The 15545-nt window shown below is 64.1% G+C and carries 15 protein-coding genes; 14 read left to right on the top strand and 1 reads right to left on the bottom strand.

Features of this window, described 5'->3' with window-relative positions; all coding sequences use genetic code 11:
- Positions 1–61 precede the first annotated feature (61 nt).
- Positions 62–1084, top strand: coding sequence for a LacI family DNA-binding transcriptional regulator (locus BM416_RS04360; protein WP_092485908.1), 1023 nt, complete (start codon positions 62–64; stop codon positions 1082–1084).
- A gap of 29 nt (positions 1085–1113) precedes the next feature.
- Positions 1114–1728 (top strand): TetR/AcrR family transcriptional regulator, encoded by a 615-nt coding sequence (locus BM416_RS04355; RefSeq protein WP_092485906.1) that lies wholly within the window; start codon positions 1114–1116, stop codon positions 1726–1728.
- Between the two features lie 51 nt (positions 1729–1779).
- Here BM416_RS04355 and BM416_RS04350 read toward each other — a convergent pair whose 3' ends face one another.
- Positions 1780–4530 carry a beta-glucosidase gene (locus tag BM416_RS04350; protein ID WP_092485903.1) on the bottom strand — a complete coding sequence of 917 codons (2751 nt, stop codon included), beginning with the start codon at positions 4528–4530 and terminating at the stop codon, positions 1780–1782.
- A 507-nt stretch (positions 4531–5037) separates the two neighbouring features.
- On the opposite strand from BM416_RS04350, the gene BM416_RS04345 reads away from it, so the two are divergent.
- From BM416_RS04345 to gspD, 12 genes are all read left to right on the top strand, one after another.
- Positions 5038–5262: a hypothetical protein gene (locus BM416_RS04345; RefSeq protein WP_027607412.1), complete on the top strand. Its 225-nt coding sequence runs from the start codon at positions 5038–5040 to the stop codon at positions 5260–5262.
- Positions 5263–5355: 93 nt separating this feature from the next.
- The gene (gspE, locus tag BM416_RS04340; RefSeq protein ID WP_092485900.1) at positions 5356–7086 is read left to right on the top strand and encodes a type II secretion system ATPase GspE; all 1731 of its coding nucleotides are present in this window, start codon (positions 5356–5358) and stop codon (positions 7084–7086) included.
- A complete protein-coding gene (gene gspF / locus BM416_RS04335) occupies positions 7083–8285 on the top strand; it encodes a type II secretion system inner membrane protein GspF (protein ID WP_092485897.1) in 1203 nt (400 codons plus the stop codon). Before gspE ends, gspF begins: the two co-directional genes overlap by 4 nt.
- A 20-nt stretch (positions 8286–8305) precedes the next feature.
- A complete protein-coding gene (gspG, locus tag BM416_RS04330; protein ID WP_027607415.1) occupies positions 8306–8731 on the top strand; it encodes a type II secretion system major pseudopilin GspG in 426 nt (141 codons plus the stop codon).
- Between the two features lie 9 nt (positions 8732–8740).
- Positions 8741–9172: a type II secretion system protein gene (locus BM416_RS04325; RefSeq protein ID WP_027607416.1), complete on the top strand. Its 432-nt coding sequence runs from the start codon at positions 8741–8743 to the stop codon at positions 9170–9172.
- A complete protein-coding gene (locus tag BM416_RS04320) occupies positions 9169–9537 on the top strand; it encodes a type II secretion system protein (RefSeq protein ID WP_092485894.1) in 369 nt (122 codons plus the stop codon). Before BM416_RS04325 ends, BM416_RS04320 begins: the two co-directional genes overlap by 4 nt.
- A complete protein-coding gene (locus tag BM416_RS04315) occupies positions 9534–10163 on the top strand; it encodes a prepilin-type N-terminal cleavage/methylation domain-containing protein (RefSeq protein WP_092485891.1) in 630 nt (209 codons plus the stop codon). The genes BM416_RS04320 and BM416_RS04315 overlap by 4 nt, the downstream gene beginning before the upstream one ends.
- Entirely contained in the window at positions 10160–10885 is a 726-nt protein-coding gene (locus BM416_RS04310; protein ID WP_092485888.1) for a general secretion pathway protein GspK, read from the top strand. The genes BM416_RS04315 and BM416_RS04310 overlap by 4 nt, the downstream gene beginning before the upstream one ends.
- Complete coding sequence (locus BM416_RS04305) at positions 10882–11925, top strand: PilN domain-containing protein (RefSeq protein WP_092485885.1); 1044 nt, start codon at positions 10882–10884, stop codon at positions 11923–11925. The genes BM416_RS04310 and BM416_RS04305 overlap by 4 nt, the downstream gene beginning before the upstream one ends.
- A complete protein-coding gene (gene gspM / locus BM416_RS04300) occupies positions 11900–12511 on the top strand; it encodes a type II secretion system protein GspM (RefSeq protein WP_065940309.1) in 612 nt (203 codons plus the stop codon). Before BM416_RS04305 ends, gspM begins: the two co-directional genes overlap by 26 nt.
- Positions 12508–13032 (top strand): general secretion pathway protein GspN, encoded by a 525-nt coding sequence (locus BM416_RS04295; protein ID WP_092485882.1) that lies wholly within the window; start codon positions 12508–12510, stop codon positions 13030–13032. The genes gspM and BM416_RS04295 overlap by 4 nt, the downstream gene beginning before the upstream one ends.
- Positions 13029–15251 (top strand): type II secretion system secretin GspD, encoded by a 2223-nt coding sequence (gene gspD / locus BM416_RS04290; RefSeq protein ID WP_092485879.1) that lies wholly within the window; start codon positions 13029–13031, stop codon positions 15249–15251. The genes BM416_RS04295 and gspD overlap by 4 nt, the downstream gene beginning before the upstream one ends.
- Positions 15252–15545: the final 294 nt, after the last annotated feature.

Below are 15545 nucleotides of genomic sequence, written 5' to 3'. Positions count from 1 at the left end.
AGAGCGTCAAAGACTTAAAAATTATTCCTATATTCTTTTTGGTTGTTAGCAGGGTGGTCCCGTGAGCGAAGACAAACCGCGTAAACGCCGTGGCGCCGGGCGCGTCACCTTGAACACCGTGGCCCGCCAGGCCGGGGTGTCGGCGATCACCGTGTCGCGCTATTTCAACCAGCCGGAGCAGGTTTCGCCCGAGCGTCGCGAGCGCATCGCCGAGGTGGTGGCCGAGCTGGGTTATGTGCCCAACCTGGTGGCCGGCGGGCTGGCATCGGCGCGGGGGCGGATCGTGGCGATGGTGATCCCGAACATCTCGGGGCCGATCTTTGCCAACACGATCCAGGGCTTCAGCGACACCCTCAGTCGCCATGGGTATCAGCTGTTGCTGGCGTCCAGTTACTTCAGCGCCGAGCAGGAAGAAAGCGCGGTGCGCGCGTTCCTCGGCTGGTCGCCGGCAGCGCTGGTGCTGACCAGCCGCTTCCACAGCGCGGGCACCGAAAAGATGATCGCCGACACCGATATCCCGGTGGTGGAAACCTGGGACTACGTGCCCGAACGCGCGCCGGTGCAGATCGGTTTTTCCCACTACGACGTCGGCGTCACGGCCGCGCGCTACCTGCATGGCAAGGGCTATCGGCGCATGGCCTTCGTGCAGAACAGCGCCACGGGCGACTTCAGCGCGCTGGAACGGGGCGATGGGTTTGCCGCGACCCTGATCGAACTGGGTGTACAGCCCCGGGTCTTCGTCCCGGATGCCGACAGCGCGCCCTTCGAGGCCGGCAAGCAGGCGATGCAAGCCCTGATGAACCACGCCACCCCACCTGACGCGATCTTCTTCGCCAATGACAACCTCGCCGCCGGTGGTTTGCTGGCGGGGCAGCGTTCCGGGTTAAAGTGCGCGGTGCTTGGATTCGGTGACTACCCGTTTGCCGAAATGCTGTTGCCCAGCCTGAGTACGATCAAACCGCCGGCCCTGGAGATCGGCGTACTGGCGGCAACCCGCGTGCTGGAAAGCCTCGGCGTGTTGCCGGATGCCGTACAGCGTTTGAACCTGTTGGATTGCCGCTTGATCGAACGGGAAAGCGCCTGAGCTTTTTTACCGCCCACTAGGACCTGCCCATGACCGAACCCGCCCCCAAGACCCGCCGCGCCCCCAAAGGTGAAAAACGCCGCGAAGAGCTGCTGGACGCGGCCCTGCAGGTGTTCTCCCTGGAAGGCTACAGCGGCGCCTCGATGGCCCAGGTGGCGGCGATCGTGGGTATTTCGGTGGCCGGGCTGCTGCATCATTTTCCCAGTAAGATCTCGCTGTTGATGGGGGTGTTGCAGCGTCGCGATGAGGTCAATCAACGGATTGCCGATGAGGTTCGTGCGGAGAAAACCCTCAATGGCTTACTTGGCAGCCTGCGTGCGATCAATCGTTCGAATGCCACGGCACCGGGCGTGGTGCGCGCGTTTACCATCTTGAATGCCGAAAGCCTGCTGGACACCCATCCGGCCTGGGCCTGGTTCCAGGCGCGCTATGCGGCGATTCACCAGCGCATGCAGGGGCAGTTTGCCGACCTGGTCGCGGCGGGGGAGATGCGCAGCGATGTGGACATCGCCGGGCTGGTGGAAGAAATCCTGGCCATGATGGATGGCCTGCAGATCCAGTGGCTGCGGTTTCCCGAGCAGGTGGACCTGGTGGCGCGGTTTGACAGCTACATCGCGCGGGTCGAGGCAGCCATCAGAACCTGAGTTGAACACATTGATCGTTCCCACGCAGAGCGTGGGCACGATCGTTGGGGATCAGTTGCCGGTGGCACTGCCCTGGCTGCTGTCATCGCTCATGTCATAGCCATCACCGTCGCTGGTGCCGCTGTCACCTTCGTTTTGATGCAGCACACCGCCGGTCTTCACCGTCGATTCACGCAGCGTCGAGTTGAGCGCCGAGCGCGGCAGCGGGTTGCTGGTGGTGGTCGACAGCTCCTGGCGGAACGGGTTGACCAGCTTGGCGTTCAGGCGAATATCCTGGGACGACGCGCCCACCGACAGGTTGAAGCTGTCGGCATCCACGACCCATTGCTTGCTCGCCACGTCGTAGTAGGCCAGCGAGCGATCGTTGAGCTCGATGGTCACGCGCTTGCTCTCGCCCGGCTTGAGGAACACCTTCTTGTAGCCCTTGAGTTCCTTGATCGCGCGTTCGACTTTCGGGTTGTTCTGGCCCACGTACAACTCGGCCACTTCGGCGCCCGCGACCTTGCCGGTGTTGGCCAGGTCGAACGACACCTTGATCGGCGCACCGCCCACCGCTACCCCAGGGGTCACGCTGATGTTGCTGTAGCCGAAGGTGGTGTACGACAAGCCATAGCCGAACGGGTAGAGCGGCTTGATGCCCTTTTTCTCGTAGCCGCGATAGCCCAGGAACAGGTCGTCCTTGTAGCTCATTTCGGCCAGGGTTTCCTGGTTGTCGAACTTGGGGAAGGTCGCGTAGATCGGGTTGTCTTCGATGTTGCGCTCGATGCTGATCGGCAGCTTGGCCGACGGGTTGACCTTGCCCAGCAGGATCTCCGCCAGGGCCTGGCCGCCGTTCTGCCCAGGGTAGAACGCATGCAGCGCAGCCGGTACCTGATCGATCCAGTCGCTCATCTTCAGGCCGGTACCGCCGTGCAGGGTGACCACGGTATTCGGGTTGACCTTGGCGATGCTCTGGATCAGCAGGTTCTGGTATTCGGGCAGGTCGAAGCTGTGGTCGAAGCCTTCGCCTTCGTACTCATTGCTGTTACCGGCCGCGACCAGTACCGCGTCGTACTTGGCCAGGTCCTGCGGTGCCACCAGCGAGGCCCAGCTCATCTGCACACCGACGAGGCCGCCCATGGTCGACAGGTAACCGTTGCGGCGTGAGTATTCCAGCTTGATGTCGACCGGTTTGCCGGCTTCCAGGTTGACCTTGGCAAACACCGGGATGGTCGGCGGAATGCTGTTGTTCGGCAGCGGTTTGCCGTCGCCGTTGTCGAGGACTTTCTTGCCGTTGACGTAGAGGCGCACGGCGCCGTCGGCACGCACCTTGAACACCTGCTCGCCGCTGACCGTCGGGGTGATCTGGCCGCTGTAGCGAATCGAGGTGGCGGCGGTATCGCCGTTCACCGGCAGGCTGTCGGTGGACCAGTCCAGGTCGACATGGGTGTCGGTGCGGCTGGCGGCCGGGTCGCCGGACCAGTTGGTGTTGCTGAAGAACTCGGTCTTCAGGCCTTTGACGCTGTTGCCATTGCCGTCGGCATGGGTCCAGGTCGAGGTGGCCGGATCCAGGGACAGCCCGTCGATGAACTCGACCTTGGCGCCTGGCGCCAGTTGCTGCAAGCCGCTCAGCTCACTGATGTAGTTGGCGGCCATGACGTTGGCGCTGCCGAAACCGGTAGGCGGCGCGTACTTGGCCAGGGTGCCGACCACGGCGATGCGCTTGACCTTCCTGGCGTCCAGCGGCAGCAGGCTGTTCTGGTTTTTCAGCAGCACGATGCCTTCGCGCGCGGCGTTCAGGGCCACGCGGTTGCTGGTGGCGCTGTTCATGTTGTGGCTGGTCAGCGGCGCCTTGCTGTCGAACTTGTACAGGTAGATCTGCTTGAGTATGCGGCGCACCTTGTCATCGATGGTCGCACTGCTCAGCTCGCCGCTGTCCAGGTACGGCTTGAGGATGGTGCTGTTCATCTGGTAGCCCATCATGTCCAGGTCGGTACCCGCCTGTGCCGCCGGCAAACCGTCGACCACCGCGTTGTAGTCGCTCTGCACGAAGCCCGGGTAGCCCCATTCGGTCTTGAGGATGTCACGCATCAGGTGCTTGTTCTGGCACGCGAACTCGCCGTTCACCTTCTGGAAGGCGCACATCATCATCGCGACCTTGCTGTTCTTCGAGGCGGACTCGAACGGCGGCAGGGTCATCTCGCGCAGCACGCGTTCGCTGATGATTTCATTGAGGTGGAAGCGGTTGCTTTCCTGGTCGTTGGCGGCGAAATGCTTGGCATTGGCCCACACGCCACGGGACTGAATGCCGTTGATCACGGCCGGCGCCAGGCTGGCGCCGAGGAACGGGTCTTCACCGGACAGGTACTCGAACGCCCGGCCGCTGTACGGCATGCGGTACAGATTCACACCAGGGCCGGTGACGAACTGATAGCCGCCGCTGGCGGTGTCATAGCCCAGGGCACGGCCCAGGTCGATGGCGCGACGCGGGTTCCAGCTGGCGGCCAGGTTCGGCCCCGACGGGTAGACCACGCCCTGGGCGTTGCCTTCGCTGGTGTAGCGCACGCCCACACCGCCATCGGCGCCGTGGATCTGCGGGATACCGTACTGGGTCAGTGGCTTGACGTCCCAGCCACCGGTGCCGCCGATGTAGGCGAGTTTTTCTTCCATAGTCATCTTCGCCAGGGTTTTGTCCGCAGCTTTTTCCGCGCGGCTGACCCGGCCTTCATCCAGGGCCGGGCTGGTGGCTGCATGCACCTGGGACACGGCCAGTGCCAGCAGGGCGAAAGCCGACTGTGCACCGATCATTTTGCGTTTATTCATGGGGCTCTCCGACAACAATTCAGTAAACATGGCGCGCCGAGAAGTGCGTGTTGCACTGCACCTCGTCACTTTTTTCTGGGCAATAGTTGCCCGTGATCGCAATTTTCAACCGATGGCTAATTGCAACTATTTGGCGAATTTCGCAGTTTTATAAGTGTAATAATTGTATTAGTTATTGTTGTGGGTAGTGTCTAAGCGATATCACGGGATGGCATTTTGAACCGCGAAAACCGCATAATTAAGGCAATTCTTGCGGTTATAAGTCAAACGAAAGCTAATTTTTGCGTGAAATAAGAAATATTTTCTTACCTTTCGGAACTAAGGCTAAACCTACCAGTCGATTGGTTTAAGAAAATTTGTCGAGTCATGGCTAACTAGTGGCATTGCTCGGTAGTTCTAAAGTGCCATGTTTACACAAGCTGTCATACACAACGCTTTGGTGTAGGGTCTTGATCGAGTTCAAGGCGCCACTTGGGCTATCTGCTGTTTTTGATCTGGAGAAAGTTGATGAAGATTTCCCTGTTGGGTGCCGGTGTTGTATTGGGCGTTGCGCTAAGTGGCGCGGCGATGGCGGCCGAGTCCACGGACGCCGATGCGAAATCCGGGGCTGCCGATTCCACGGTGTTGACCCAGGCTCACGATGCCAAGGCCGTCAAAAAACAGAAAGCTGAAACTACCAAGGGTGGGCGGCCGCTGAGCAGCAGCCAGGCCGCGCCGAAGACCTCGAACTAACGGGGAAATGCGGTCCCCTGTGGGAGGGGGCAAGCTCCCTCCCACAGGGGTTTCCCATCGCCCTTTAGAACATCGCCCCTCAGATTTTTACCCATGCCCAGCTCCTCAACACCTCTCAATGCCTGCCAACTGCACATCCCGCACACCGAACAGGTCTGCGCGTGGCTGATGCAACATGCCGGCTTGAAAACCGTTGACCTGGAGCGCGCCCGACGCTTGTCCCAGGAGGGCGGTGACACCGAATTACTGGGCCTGCTCACGCGCCTGGGGCTGGTTTCCGAAGTGGAACTGGCCCGTGCCTGGGCCGACCTGCTCGGCGCACCGCTGCTGTTGGCCGATGCCGCGCCGCCGCTGCTGGACCCGTTGCCGGTATTGACCGAGCGTTTCATGCGCCACTACCAGGTGGTGCCCGTGGGCTGGAGCCAGGGCGGCCTGCGGGTGCTGGCGGCCAACCCGTCGCTGGTGTATCCGTTCCAGGCTATGGCCTATGCCTGTGGCGTGCCGGTGTGGCTGGCGGTGGGGCCGCGCAACGAAGTCGAAACCCTGATCGAGCGTTACTACGGCCAGGGCCGTTCGGCCATGGGTACCCTGATCGAAAACCTCGACGAGCAGGGCGGTGCCCTGGAAGACATCGAACACCTCAAGGACATGGCCTCCGAAGCGCCGGTGATTCGCCTGGTCAACCTGATCCTGCAGCGCGCGGTGGAACATCGCGCCTCGGACATTCATATCGAACCCTTCGAAAACCAGCTTAAGGTGCGCTACCGCATCGACGGCGTACTGCACGACGCCGAGGCGCCGCCGTCCAGCTCTTCGGCAGCGGTGATTTCGCGGGTGAAGATCATGGCGCGCCTGGACATCGCCGAGCGGCGCCTGCCCCAGGACGGGCGCATCATGCTGCGCATCCAGGGCAAGGAGCTGGACTTGCGGGTGTCCACGGTGCCCACCAGTTTTGGCGAGTCGGTGGTCATGCGTTTGCTCGACCGCCAGACCGTGCAGTTCGATTTCCAGAGCCTGGGCTTTGATGGCCAGCGCCTGGAAACCTTCCTCGAAGTGCTCGAGCGGCCCCACGGCATCCTGCTCGTCACCGGGCCCACCGGCTCGGGCAAGACCACCACCTTGTACACCGCGCTGTCGCGGCTCAATACCGCCGAGCGCAAGATCATCACCGTCGAAGACCCGGTGGAATACCAGCTTGAGGGCATCAACCAGATCCAGGTCAAGCCGGCCATCGGCCTGGACTTCGCCGGCGCGCTGCGCTCCATCGTGCGTCAGGACCCGGACGTAATCATGATCGGTGAAATCCGCGACCTGGAAACCTGCCGCATCGCCATCCAGTCGTCCCTCACCGGCCACCTGGTGCTCTCGACCCTGCACACCAACAGCGCGGCAGCGAGTATCACGCGCTTGCTGGACATGGGTGTCGAAAGCTACCTGATTGCCTCGACCGTCAACGGCATCCTTGCCCAGCGCCTGGTGCGGCGCCTGGATCCGGCCACCCGCGAAGCCTTCGAAGCACCGGCGGAATTGATCGCCGAACACGGCCTCGACCGGTTTACCGAGCAGCGTCCGATCATGCTTTATCGCCCCCGCGCCGATGCGCCGGGCGGTGGTTACCACGGCCGCAGTGCGATCACCGAACTGCTGGTGATGAACGACGAACTGCGCAGCCTGTTGATGCGCCAGGCCGACGCCGCCACCCTCGAACAGGCCGCCCGCCGTGGCGGCCTGCGCACCTTGCATGAAGAAGGCCTGCGCCAGGCCGTGGCCGGTGTCACCTCACTTGAGGAGGTGCTGCGCGTCACCCGGGGAGAGGGCGCATGAGCCTGTTCAAATACCGCGCCCTCGACAGCCAGGGCCAGGCGCAAAACGGCACCCTCGAAGCCAAGGACCAGGACGCTGCAGTCGCCGCCCTGCACAAGCGCGGTTTGCTGCTGTTGCAGATCGAGGTGGCGGGCGCCCAGGGCCTGCGCAAGGCCTTTGGCCGGGGTCAGTTGAACGGCGCGGCGCTGGTCAGTTTCACTCAACAATTGGCCACACTATTGGGCGCCGGCCAGCCGCTGGAACGCTCCCTGGGCATCCTGCTCAAGCAGCCCGGCCAGCCCCAGACCCGCGCGCTGATCGAGCGCATCCGCGAACAGGTCAAGGCCGGCCAGCCGTTATCCAAGGCGCTGGAGGCGGAGGGCAGCCAGTTTTCGCCGCTGTACTTGAGCATGGTCCGCGCCGGCGAGGCGGGCGGCGCCCTCGAAGACACCCTGCGCCAGCTCAGCGACTACCTGGAGCGCAGCCAACTGCTCAGGGGCGAAGTGATCAACGCGTTGATCTACCCGGCGTTTCTGGTGGTCGGCGTGCTCGGTTCGCTGGCGTTGCTGCTGGCCTATGTGGTGCCGCAGTTCGTGCCGATCTTCAAGGACCTGGGCGTGCCGATTCCACTGATTACCGAAGTGATCCTGGACCTCGGCCAATTCCTCGGGGCCTACGGCCTGGCGGTGCTGGCCGGGTTGATTGTCGGCGCATGGGCCCTGGCCGCGCGCCTGCGCGATCCCCAGCGCCGCGAACGTTATGACCGCCGCGTGCTGGGCATCCGCATCATCGGCCCGTTGCTGCAACGGGTCGAAGCCGCCCGTTTGGCGCGCACCCTCGGCACCCTGCTGAGCAACGGTGTGGCGCTGCTGCAAGCGCTGGTGATTGCCCGCCAGGTCTGCACCAACCGCGCCCTGCAAGCCCAGGTCGCCCAGGCCGCCGAGTCGGTCAAGGGCGGCGGCACCCTGGCCAGCGCCTTCGGCAGCGAGCCGTTGCTGCCCGACCTGGCGTTGCAAATGATTGAAGTCGGCGAACAGGCCGGCGAACTCGACAGCATGCTGCTCAAGGTCGCCGCGGTGTTCGACGTCGAAGCCAAACGCGGCATCGACCGCCTGCTCGCCGCGCTGGTGCCGTCCCTGACCGTGGTCATGGCGGTGCTGGTGGCGGTGATCATGCTGGCGATCATGCTGCCGCTGATGAGCCTGACCAGCAATATATGAACCCTTAAGGAAACACGCTGATGCGCCATACCCGATTCAAGCCCGCCCGCCGCCAGGGCGGTTTTACCTTGTTGGAAATGCTCGCCGTGATCGTGCTGCTGGGCATTGTCGCGACCATCGTGGTGCGCCAGGTCGGCGGCAATGTGGACAAGGGCAAATACGGCGCGGGCAAGGCCCAGCTGGCCAGCCTGAGCATGAAGATCGAAAGCTACGGCCTGGACGTCGGTTCGCCGCCCAAGAGCCTGCAGCAACTGGTCGACAAGCCGGGCAACAGCGCCGGTTGGGCCGGGCCGTATGCCAAGCCGTCGGACCTCAAGGACCCGTTCGGCCATGCCTTCGGCTATCGCTTCCCCGGTGAGCACGGTGCGTTCGACCTGATTTTCTACGGTCAGGACGGCCAGCCCGGCGGCGAAGGCTACAGCGCCGACCTGGGCAACTGGGAATAACCCACGACCATGGCCAACGCCCAACGCGGCTTTACCCTGCTGGAAATGCTGGTGGTGATCGTCTTGATCAGCATCGCGGCCGGGTTGGTGGGGTTTGGCCTGCAACAAGGCCTGCGTGCGGCCAAAGAGCGCCAGGCCGTCGGGCAGGTGGTCGAGGCGTTGCGCAGCACGCGGGCGCGGGCGATTGTCAGTGGCACTACCGAAAGCACGGTGTTCGATTTGCGCAACCTCAGTGTGCAGGCGCCGGGCCGTCCGAAAAAGTATTGGCCGGCCGGGCTGCAAGTGACCCTGCACACCGCCGAGCAAGCCGGCGCGGCGGTGGATTTCTACCCCGATGGCAGCTCCACCGGCGGCCACGTGTTGCTGGCCAACGGCAGTCGGCGTTGGCGCATCGACATCGGCTGGCTGACCGGCAGCGTCGAATCCAAGGCCCTGCCATGAAGCGCCAGGCGGGTTTCACCCTGCTGGAAATGCTCGCCGCGCTGACGCTGATGGCGATCTGTAGCACCGTGCTGCTGGTCGCCTTCGGCCAGAGCGCACGTTCGTTGTTGCAGGTGGCCCACAGCGACCGCCTGACCCATGCCGCCGTGAGTGTTATGGATCAGGAAGGCATGGGCCCTTTGGCCAGCGGCACCCGCCAGGGCGAGCTTGACGGTATTGCCTGGCAATTGCGCATCGCCCAGCAGCCCAGCCGCATCGGCCAGGCCCATCTGTTTCGCCTGGACCTCACCGTCAGCGAAGGCCCGCGCCAGGCCCGTTTCAGCACCTTGAAACTGCGCGCTGCCGGCGTCGGGGCCGGCTTGTGAAGGCGCGTCAGCAGGGCTTTACCTTGCTTGAGATCATGATCGTACTGAGCCTGCTCGGGGTGTTGCTGACCCTGGTCGGCGGCGCGTTGCTGGGGGCCAATCGCGCCGTGCTCAAGGCCCAGCGCTACACGGTCAGCCTGGATGAAATGCGCGCCGCGCAGCAGTTTTTGCGCACGGCCATCAGCGAGGCGTTGCCGCTGGACGTGACCGAGGACGACAGCCAGACCGATGGCTTTTTCGCCGGTGGGCCGCAGCGCATGCAGTTTGTCGCGACCTTGCCGGGTGTGCTCGGCGGCGGTATCCAGCGCTTCACCTTGCAGTTGGTGGGTCCTGAATCGCAGCGCGACTTGCAGGTGGCGTTCGCGCGGTTTGAGTCCCCCGCGCAAGTCAGCGTCCCGGCCTCGCGCAGTGAGCCGCAGGTGTTGTTGAAGGATGTCGAGGACCTGCAATTCAGCTATCGCGGCGTGTCGCCCAAGGGCCAGGCCACCGGCTGGATCAGTACGTGGCCGTGGACCAAGCGCCTGCCTTACACGGTGCGGATTGACGCACGGGTGAATGGCCCGGTGCCGTGGGTAACCCAGGTGGTTGCCTTGCGCCTGAACCTGTCCGGCGGGGCGCCCGAATGATCCGGCATCAACGCGGCGTGGCTCTGCTGCTGGTGCTGTGGGTGCTGGCCTTGCTCAGCCTGTTGCTCGGCGGCCTGGCCGGCTGGGTGCAACTGGAAACCCGCCAGGCCGCCTGGCACCGCCAGCATACCCAGGCGGTGCTGGCGGCCGAGGCTGGGGTGGCGTTGGCGATGCAGGCCCTGGCGGACCCGTTGCAGCGCAAGCAGTGGATTGCCGACGGGCGTGAAATTCCGCTGGTGTTCGACGATGCGCAGCTGCACGTCAGCCTGCACAGCGAGCGCGGCAAGTTGTATTTGAACAGCGCCGAGGTGGGTGATTTTGCCCGCCTGGCCCTGGCCTGCGGAGCGATCCAGGCCCAGGCCAACCAACTCGCCAGAGCCCTGGAGGTGCGGCGTAACCAGGGCCTGGCGCCGTTTCGGGTGGTGGAAGAGGTGCGCCAACTGCCGGGCATGACCCAGGCGCTGTACAGCGAGCTGGTGCCCGAGATCAGCCTGTGGAGCGGCCTGGACCGGCCCGATCCGGCATTCGCCAGTGCCTTGATGCGCCGCGCACTGAACCTGCCGCACCAGAGCGCGGTGAGTGCCGATCCCGGCGACGTGCTGGTGGTCAGCAGCCGCGCCCAACGCCCCGGCGGTTACCACGCCCAGGTGCAAGCCACCGTGTTATTGAGCCCCGCGCAAGGCAGCGCACAACCTTATCGAGTCCTACGTTGGCAAGAATGAACGAACAGTTGAGCGCACGGTTTCAGGCGCTGGCGCAGCCCATCATCCAGCGCTGGCGCGGCAGCCTGCTGCAACTGGGCTGGCGCCTGTGGCTCAAGGAGCTGCGTGGCTGCCTGCCGGCGTGGTTGTCGTTTGCCGATATTCCCGAGCATGTCTACGCCTGGCCGCTGACCGCGCCGGTCGAAAAGCTGCCTGGCGAAGCGCGTCAGGTGCTGGTGCTGCCGCCTGAAACGGTGCTGGTGCAAACCCTGCAATTGCCCCCGGCGACGGCGCGCAACCTGTCGACGGTGGTCGGCTATGAACTGGACCGTTTCACGCCGTTCGAAGCCGCCCAGCTTTACTTCGTCGCGCGCCAGGAGCGCCGTACCCCCACGCACCTGCACGTCACGCTGGTGGCGATCCTGCGTGAGCGCCTCGACCAGATCCTCAATGACTGCGCGGCCCTCGGCTTGCAGCCCCATGCCGTGGATGTCGCCGATAGCGCAGGCAAACCCATGGGCATCGACTTGCTGCCGGCGCCGTTGCGTCCCCGCCAGCGTCCCCAGGGCAAGGGCCTGCAACGCAGCCTGCCGTGGTTGTGCGGCGCCTTGCTGATTGCGGCGATGCTGCTGTGGCTCAACGACCGCCAGCGCGTACTCGATGCCATGCAACACAGCGTGCGCGAGCAGAAAGCCCAGGTCGCCGAGATCCAGGCCCTGCGCCAGCAATTGCTCAATACCCGTGGCGCCGCCCAGTACCTGATTCGCCGCAAGGCCGCCCAACCGCCGTTGGCGGCGCTGCTCAACGAGCTGACCGCATGCCTGCCCTCGGACACCTGGCTCGACCAGTTGGAAGTCAACGACGGCGCCGACGTGTCCTTCTCCGGGCAGAGCGCCAAGGCCAGCGCCTTGATCACCCGGATCAAGGGCTGCCACAGCCTGGAAAACGCCCAGTTCGAAGGGGTGATCCAACCCGATGCGCAAACCGGCAAGGATCAATTTTCCTTGCGCGCCCACCTGCACCAGGAGGCCGCCGATGCGCCGACCACTGACACCCCGTGAACGCCGTGGCGCGGCCCTGATCGCCCTGGCCCTGGTGCTCGGCGCCGGTTACTGGCTGTTGATCGACAGCTGGTTCGCCGGCCCCTTGCGCGCCATGGGCGAGCAGGCCGAGCAACTGCGTGAACAGCAGCAACGCTACGCCGGCGTGTTGCGCCAGGGCGACAGCCTGCGCCAACAGTTGGAACAGGCGCGGCAGGACCCGGCCAGCAGCACCAGCCTGTTGCCCGGCGACGACCCAAGCGCGGTGGCGGCGGACCTGATGCAGCGCATCGCCGACCTGATCAACAGCCGCGCCGGCCTCGGTGGCGGTTGCAGCCTGACCCAGCGCATGCCCATCACCCCGGAGCAGGACGACGCCGAGCCCTATCGCCAGGTCAAGGTCAGCCTGACCCTCAACTGCGCCATCGAACCCTTGACCGCGATCCTGCATGAGCTGGAGTACCAGCGGCCGTTTCTGTTTGTCGATGAGATGAGCATTCGCCGCCCACCGAACGCGCCGGCCAGTGGCGGCGCCGGGCAACTGGTGGTGCACCTGTTGGTGCGCGGTTACCTGCAACCGGCCGCCGCCCGGCAGGTGCAACGATGATCCATGCATTGCGTCCCCTGGAATGGCTGTTGCTCGGTGTGGCCGGGCTGTTGGGCCTGCTGATGGTCGGCATCCTCAGCAGCATCGGCGATGCGCCGCAGTGGTTGCCGGCGCCGGACCCCGATGCGCGCGCCAACACCGCCGCCAAGGTGCTGGTGGCGCCGAGCGCGACCCTTGAAAGCCTGGCCGGCACCTGGCAAGCGCCGCTGTTCAGCCCCGACCGCAGTCCCGACCGTGCGGTGGGCCAGGCCGGTGTTTCCAGCCTGTCGAGCCTGGTGCTGACCGGGATCGTCCTTGACGGCGACCTGCGCGTGGCGCTGCTCAAGCGTGCCGATGGCCCGCCGCTCAAAGTCCAGCAGGGCCAGACCCTGCCCAACGGCTGGCGCCTGGAACAGCTGACGCCCCGCGATGCCCGCTTTGTCCTCGACGGCCGTACGCAAACCCTGAGCCTGCGGGCCCTGCGTTTGCCGCCGCCGTCCACCACACCCCCGATTACCCTTCCTCACGAGTCCACCCCTTGATCGATACCTTCCCTGGCGCCTTGCGCACCACCGTGTTGTGCCTGACCACCGCCGTTTCCCTCGGTGGCTGTGGCACCTTCCCCGAGCATCTCGACCCGGACGAGGCCCTGCTGCATGAGGCGATGCAGGGCACCGGTTCGCAACGCCCACCCGTGGACCCGGCCAGCGAACAGGCGCCGGTCGACAGCGGCCAACCCCAGGCGAAGACACCGCCCCAGCGCCAGTTGATACGCGGCAACCAGCAGTTCGTGCGCCAACCGGCAGCGGTCTCGGCCGCCAAGGAGGAGGGCAGCGGCGACATCGTGTTCAACTTCGCCGACCAGCCGATCGAAGCGGTGATCAACAGCGTGATGGGCGACCTGCTGCACGAGAATTACAGCATCGCCCAGGGCGTGAAGGGCAATGTCAGCTTTTCCACGTCCAAGCCGGTGAACAAGCAGCAGGCCTTGTCGATTCTGGAGACCCTGTTGTCGTGGACCGACAACGCCATGATCAAACAGGGCAACCGCTATGTGATCCTGCCGGCCAACCAGGCGGTGGCGGGCAAGCTGGTGCCGGAGATGCGCGTGTCGCAGCCCTCCAGCGGTTTGTCGGCACGCCTGTTTCCGTTGCGTTATATCTCGGCCACCGAGATGCAGAAACTGCTCAAGCCGTTCGCCCGCGAGAATGCGTTCCTGCTGGTGGACCCGGCGCGCAATGTGTTGAGCCTGGCCGGCACCCCCGAGGAACTGGCCAACTACCAGGACACCATCGACACCTTCGACGTGGACTGGCTCAAGGGCATGTCGGTGGGCGTGTTCGGCCTGCAACGGGCGTCGGTGGCCGAGCTGATGCCCGAGCTGCAAAAAATGTTCGGCCCCGACAGCGGCATGCCCCTGGCCGGCATGGTGCGCTTCTTGCCCATCGAGCGGACCAACTCGGTGGTGGCGATCTCGTCGCAGCCGCAGTACCTCAGTGAAGTCGGCGACTGGATCCACACCATCGACGAAGGCGGCGGCAACGAGCCGCAGATGTATGTCTACGACGTGCGCAACATGAAGGCCACCGACCTCGCCAAGTACCTGCGCCAGATCTACGGCACGGGCGCGATCAAGGACGACACCCCGGCCAAGGTCGCCCCCGGTTTGCGCACCGCGACCCTGTCCTCGCCGGGCACCAACAGCACCTCCGGCAGCACGCCCGGTGGCCTGAGCAACAACCTCAATGGCAACCCACCCGCCGCAGAGGATGAGGAGCAGGCGCCCGACGCCGAGCAGGACACCGCCGAGCAGGGCGCGAGCGAAGACGCCCCGGCCAAAAGCCTCGACGCCGGCACCCGCATCACCGCGCAGAAAAGCAGTAACCAACTGCTGGTCCGCACCCGCCCGGTGCAGTGGAAAGAGATCGAATCGGCGATCAAACGCCTCGACAACCCACCGCTGCAAGTGCAGATCGAAACGCGCATCCTCGAGGTCAAGCTCACCGGCGAACTGGACCTGGGCGTGCAGTGGTACCTCGGTCGCCTGGCGGGCAATTCCAACAGCACCACCGTGGGTAACACCGCCGGCAGCCAAGGCGCGTTGGGCGGTGGCGGGGCAGGGTTGGGCGCGACGGATTCGTTGTTCTACTCCTTCGTCAGCTCCAACCTGCAAGTGGCCTTGCACGCCCTCGAAACCAACGGTCGCACCCAGGTGCTGTCGGCGCCGTCGCTGGTGGTGATGAACAACCAACCGGCGCAGATCCAGGTGGGCGACAACATCCCGATCAGCCAGACCACGGTCAACACCGGCACCTCCGACACCACGTTGAGCAGTGTTGAATACGTGCAGACCGGGGTGATCCTCGACGTCGTGCCACGCATCAATCCGGGTGGTTTGGTGTACATGGACATCCAGCAGCAGGTCAGCGATGCCCAGGACCAGCAGGCGTCCAGCAACGACACCCAGGCCAACCCGCGTATCTCCACGCGCTCGGTATCCACCCAGGTCGCGGTGCAGAGTGGGCAGACAGTGCTACTGGGCGGGTTGATCAAGCAGGACAACGCGGAGAGTGTCAGTGCGGTGCCTTACCTTGGGAAAATTCCGGGGTTGCGCTGGTTGTTTGGCAATACCAGCAAGTCCAAGGACCGCACGGAATTGATTGTGCTGATTACCCCGAGGGTGATTACCAGCAGCAGCCAGGCGCGGCAGGTGACGGATGACTATCGCCAGCAGATGCAGTTGTTGAAGCCGGCTAACTGAAATGTGGGAGGGGGCTTGCCCCCTCTCACAGTTTGATCTCTCTACATCAGGTAGACCTCGGCCCGAGCTAAAGGCCAATCTCAAAAAACATTATTTATATGAATAAAAAAACTAAAGAATAATAAAATTAGAGAATATTAGCTTATACCAAAACAGCATTATATTTTCAAAACCCATTCCGTTATGTTTGATCGCAACAGCCTACCCCTGACCTCGGATGGTACCCAGCGTGATTCAGATTCTGCGCGCCATAACCGGGGGATAGCCCCGCGGCAGAATCGTTGGAAGGGAGCT

The sequence above is a fragment of the Pseudomonas sp. NFACC42-2 genome (genome assembly GCF_900116055.1).
In the GTDB taxonomy this organism is placed as follows: domain Bacteria; phylum Pseudomonadota; class Gammaproteobacteria; order Pseudomonadales; family Pseudomonadaceae; genus Aquipseudomonas; species Aquipseudomonas marginalis.
The sequence above is the reverse complement of the archived record's forward strand: the minus strand, read 5'-3'. Positions and strand labels throughout refer to the sequence as shown.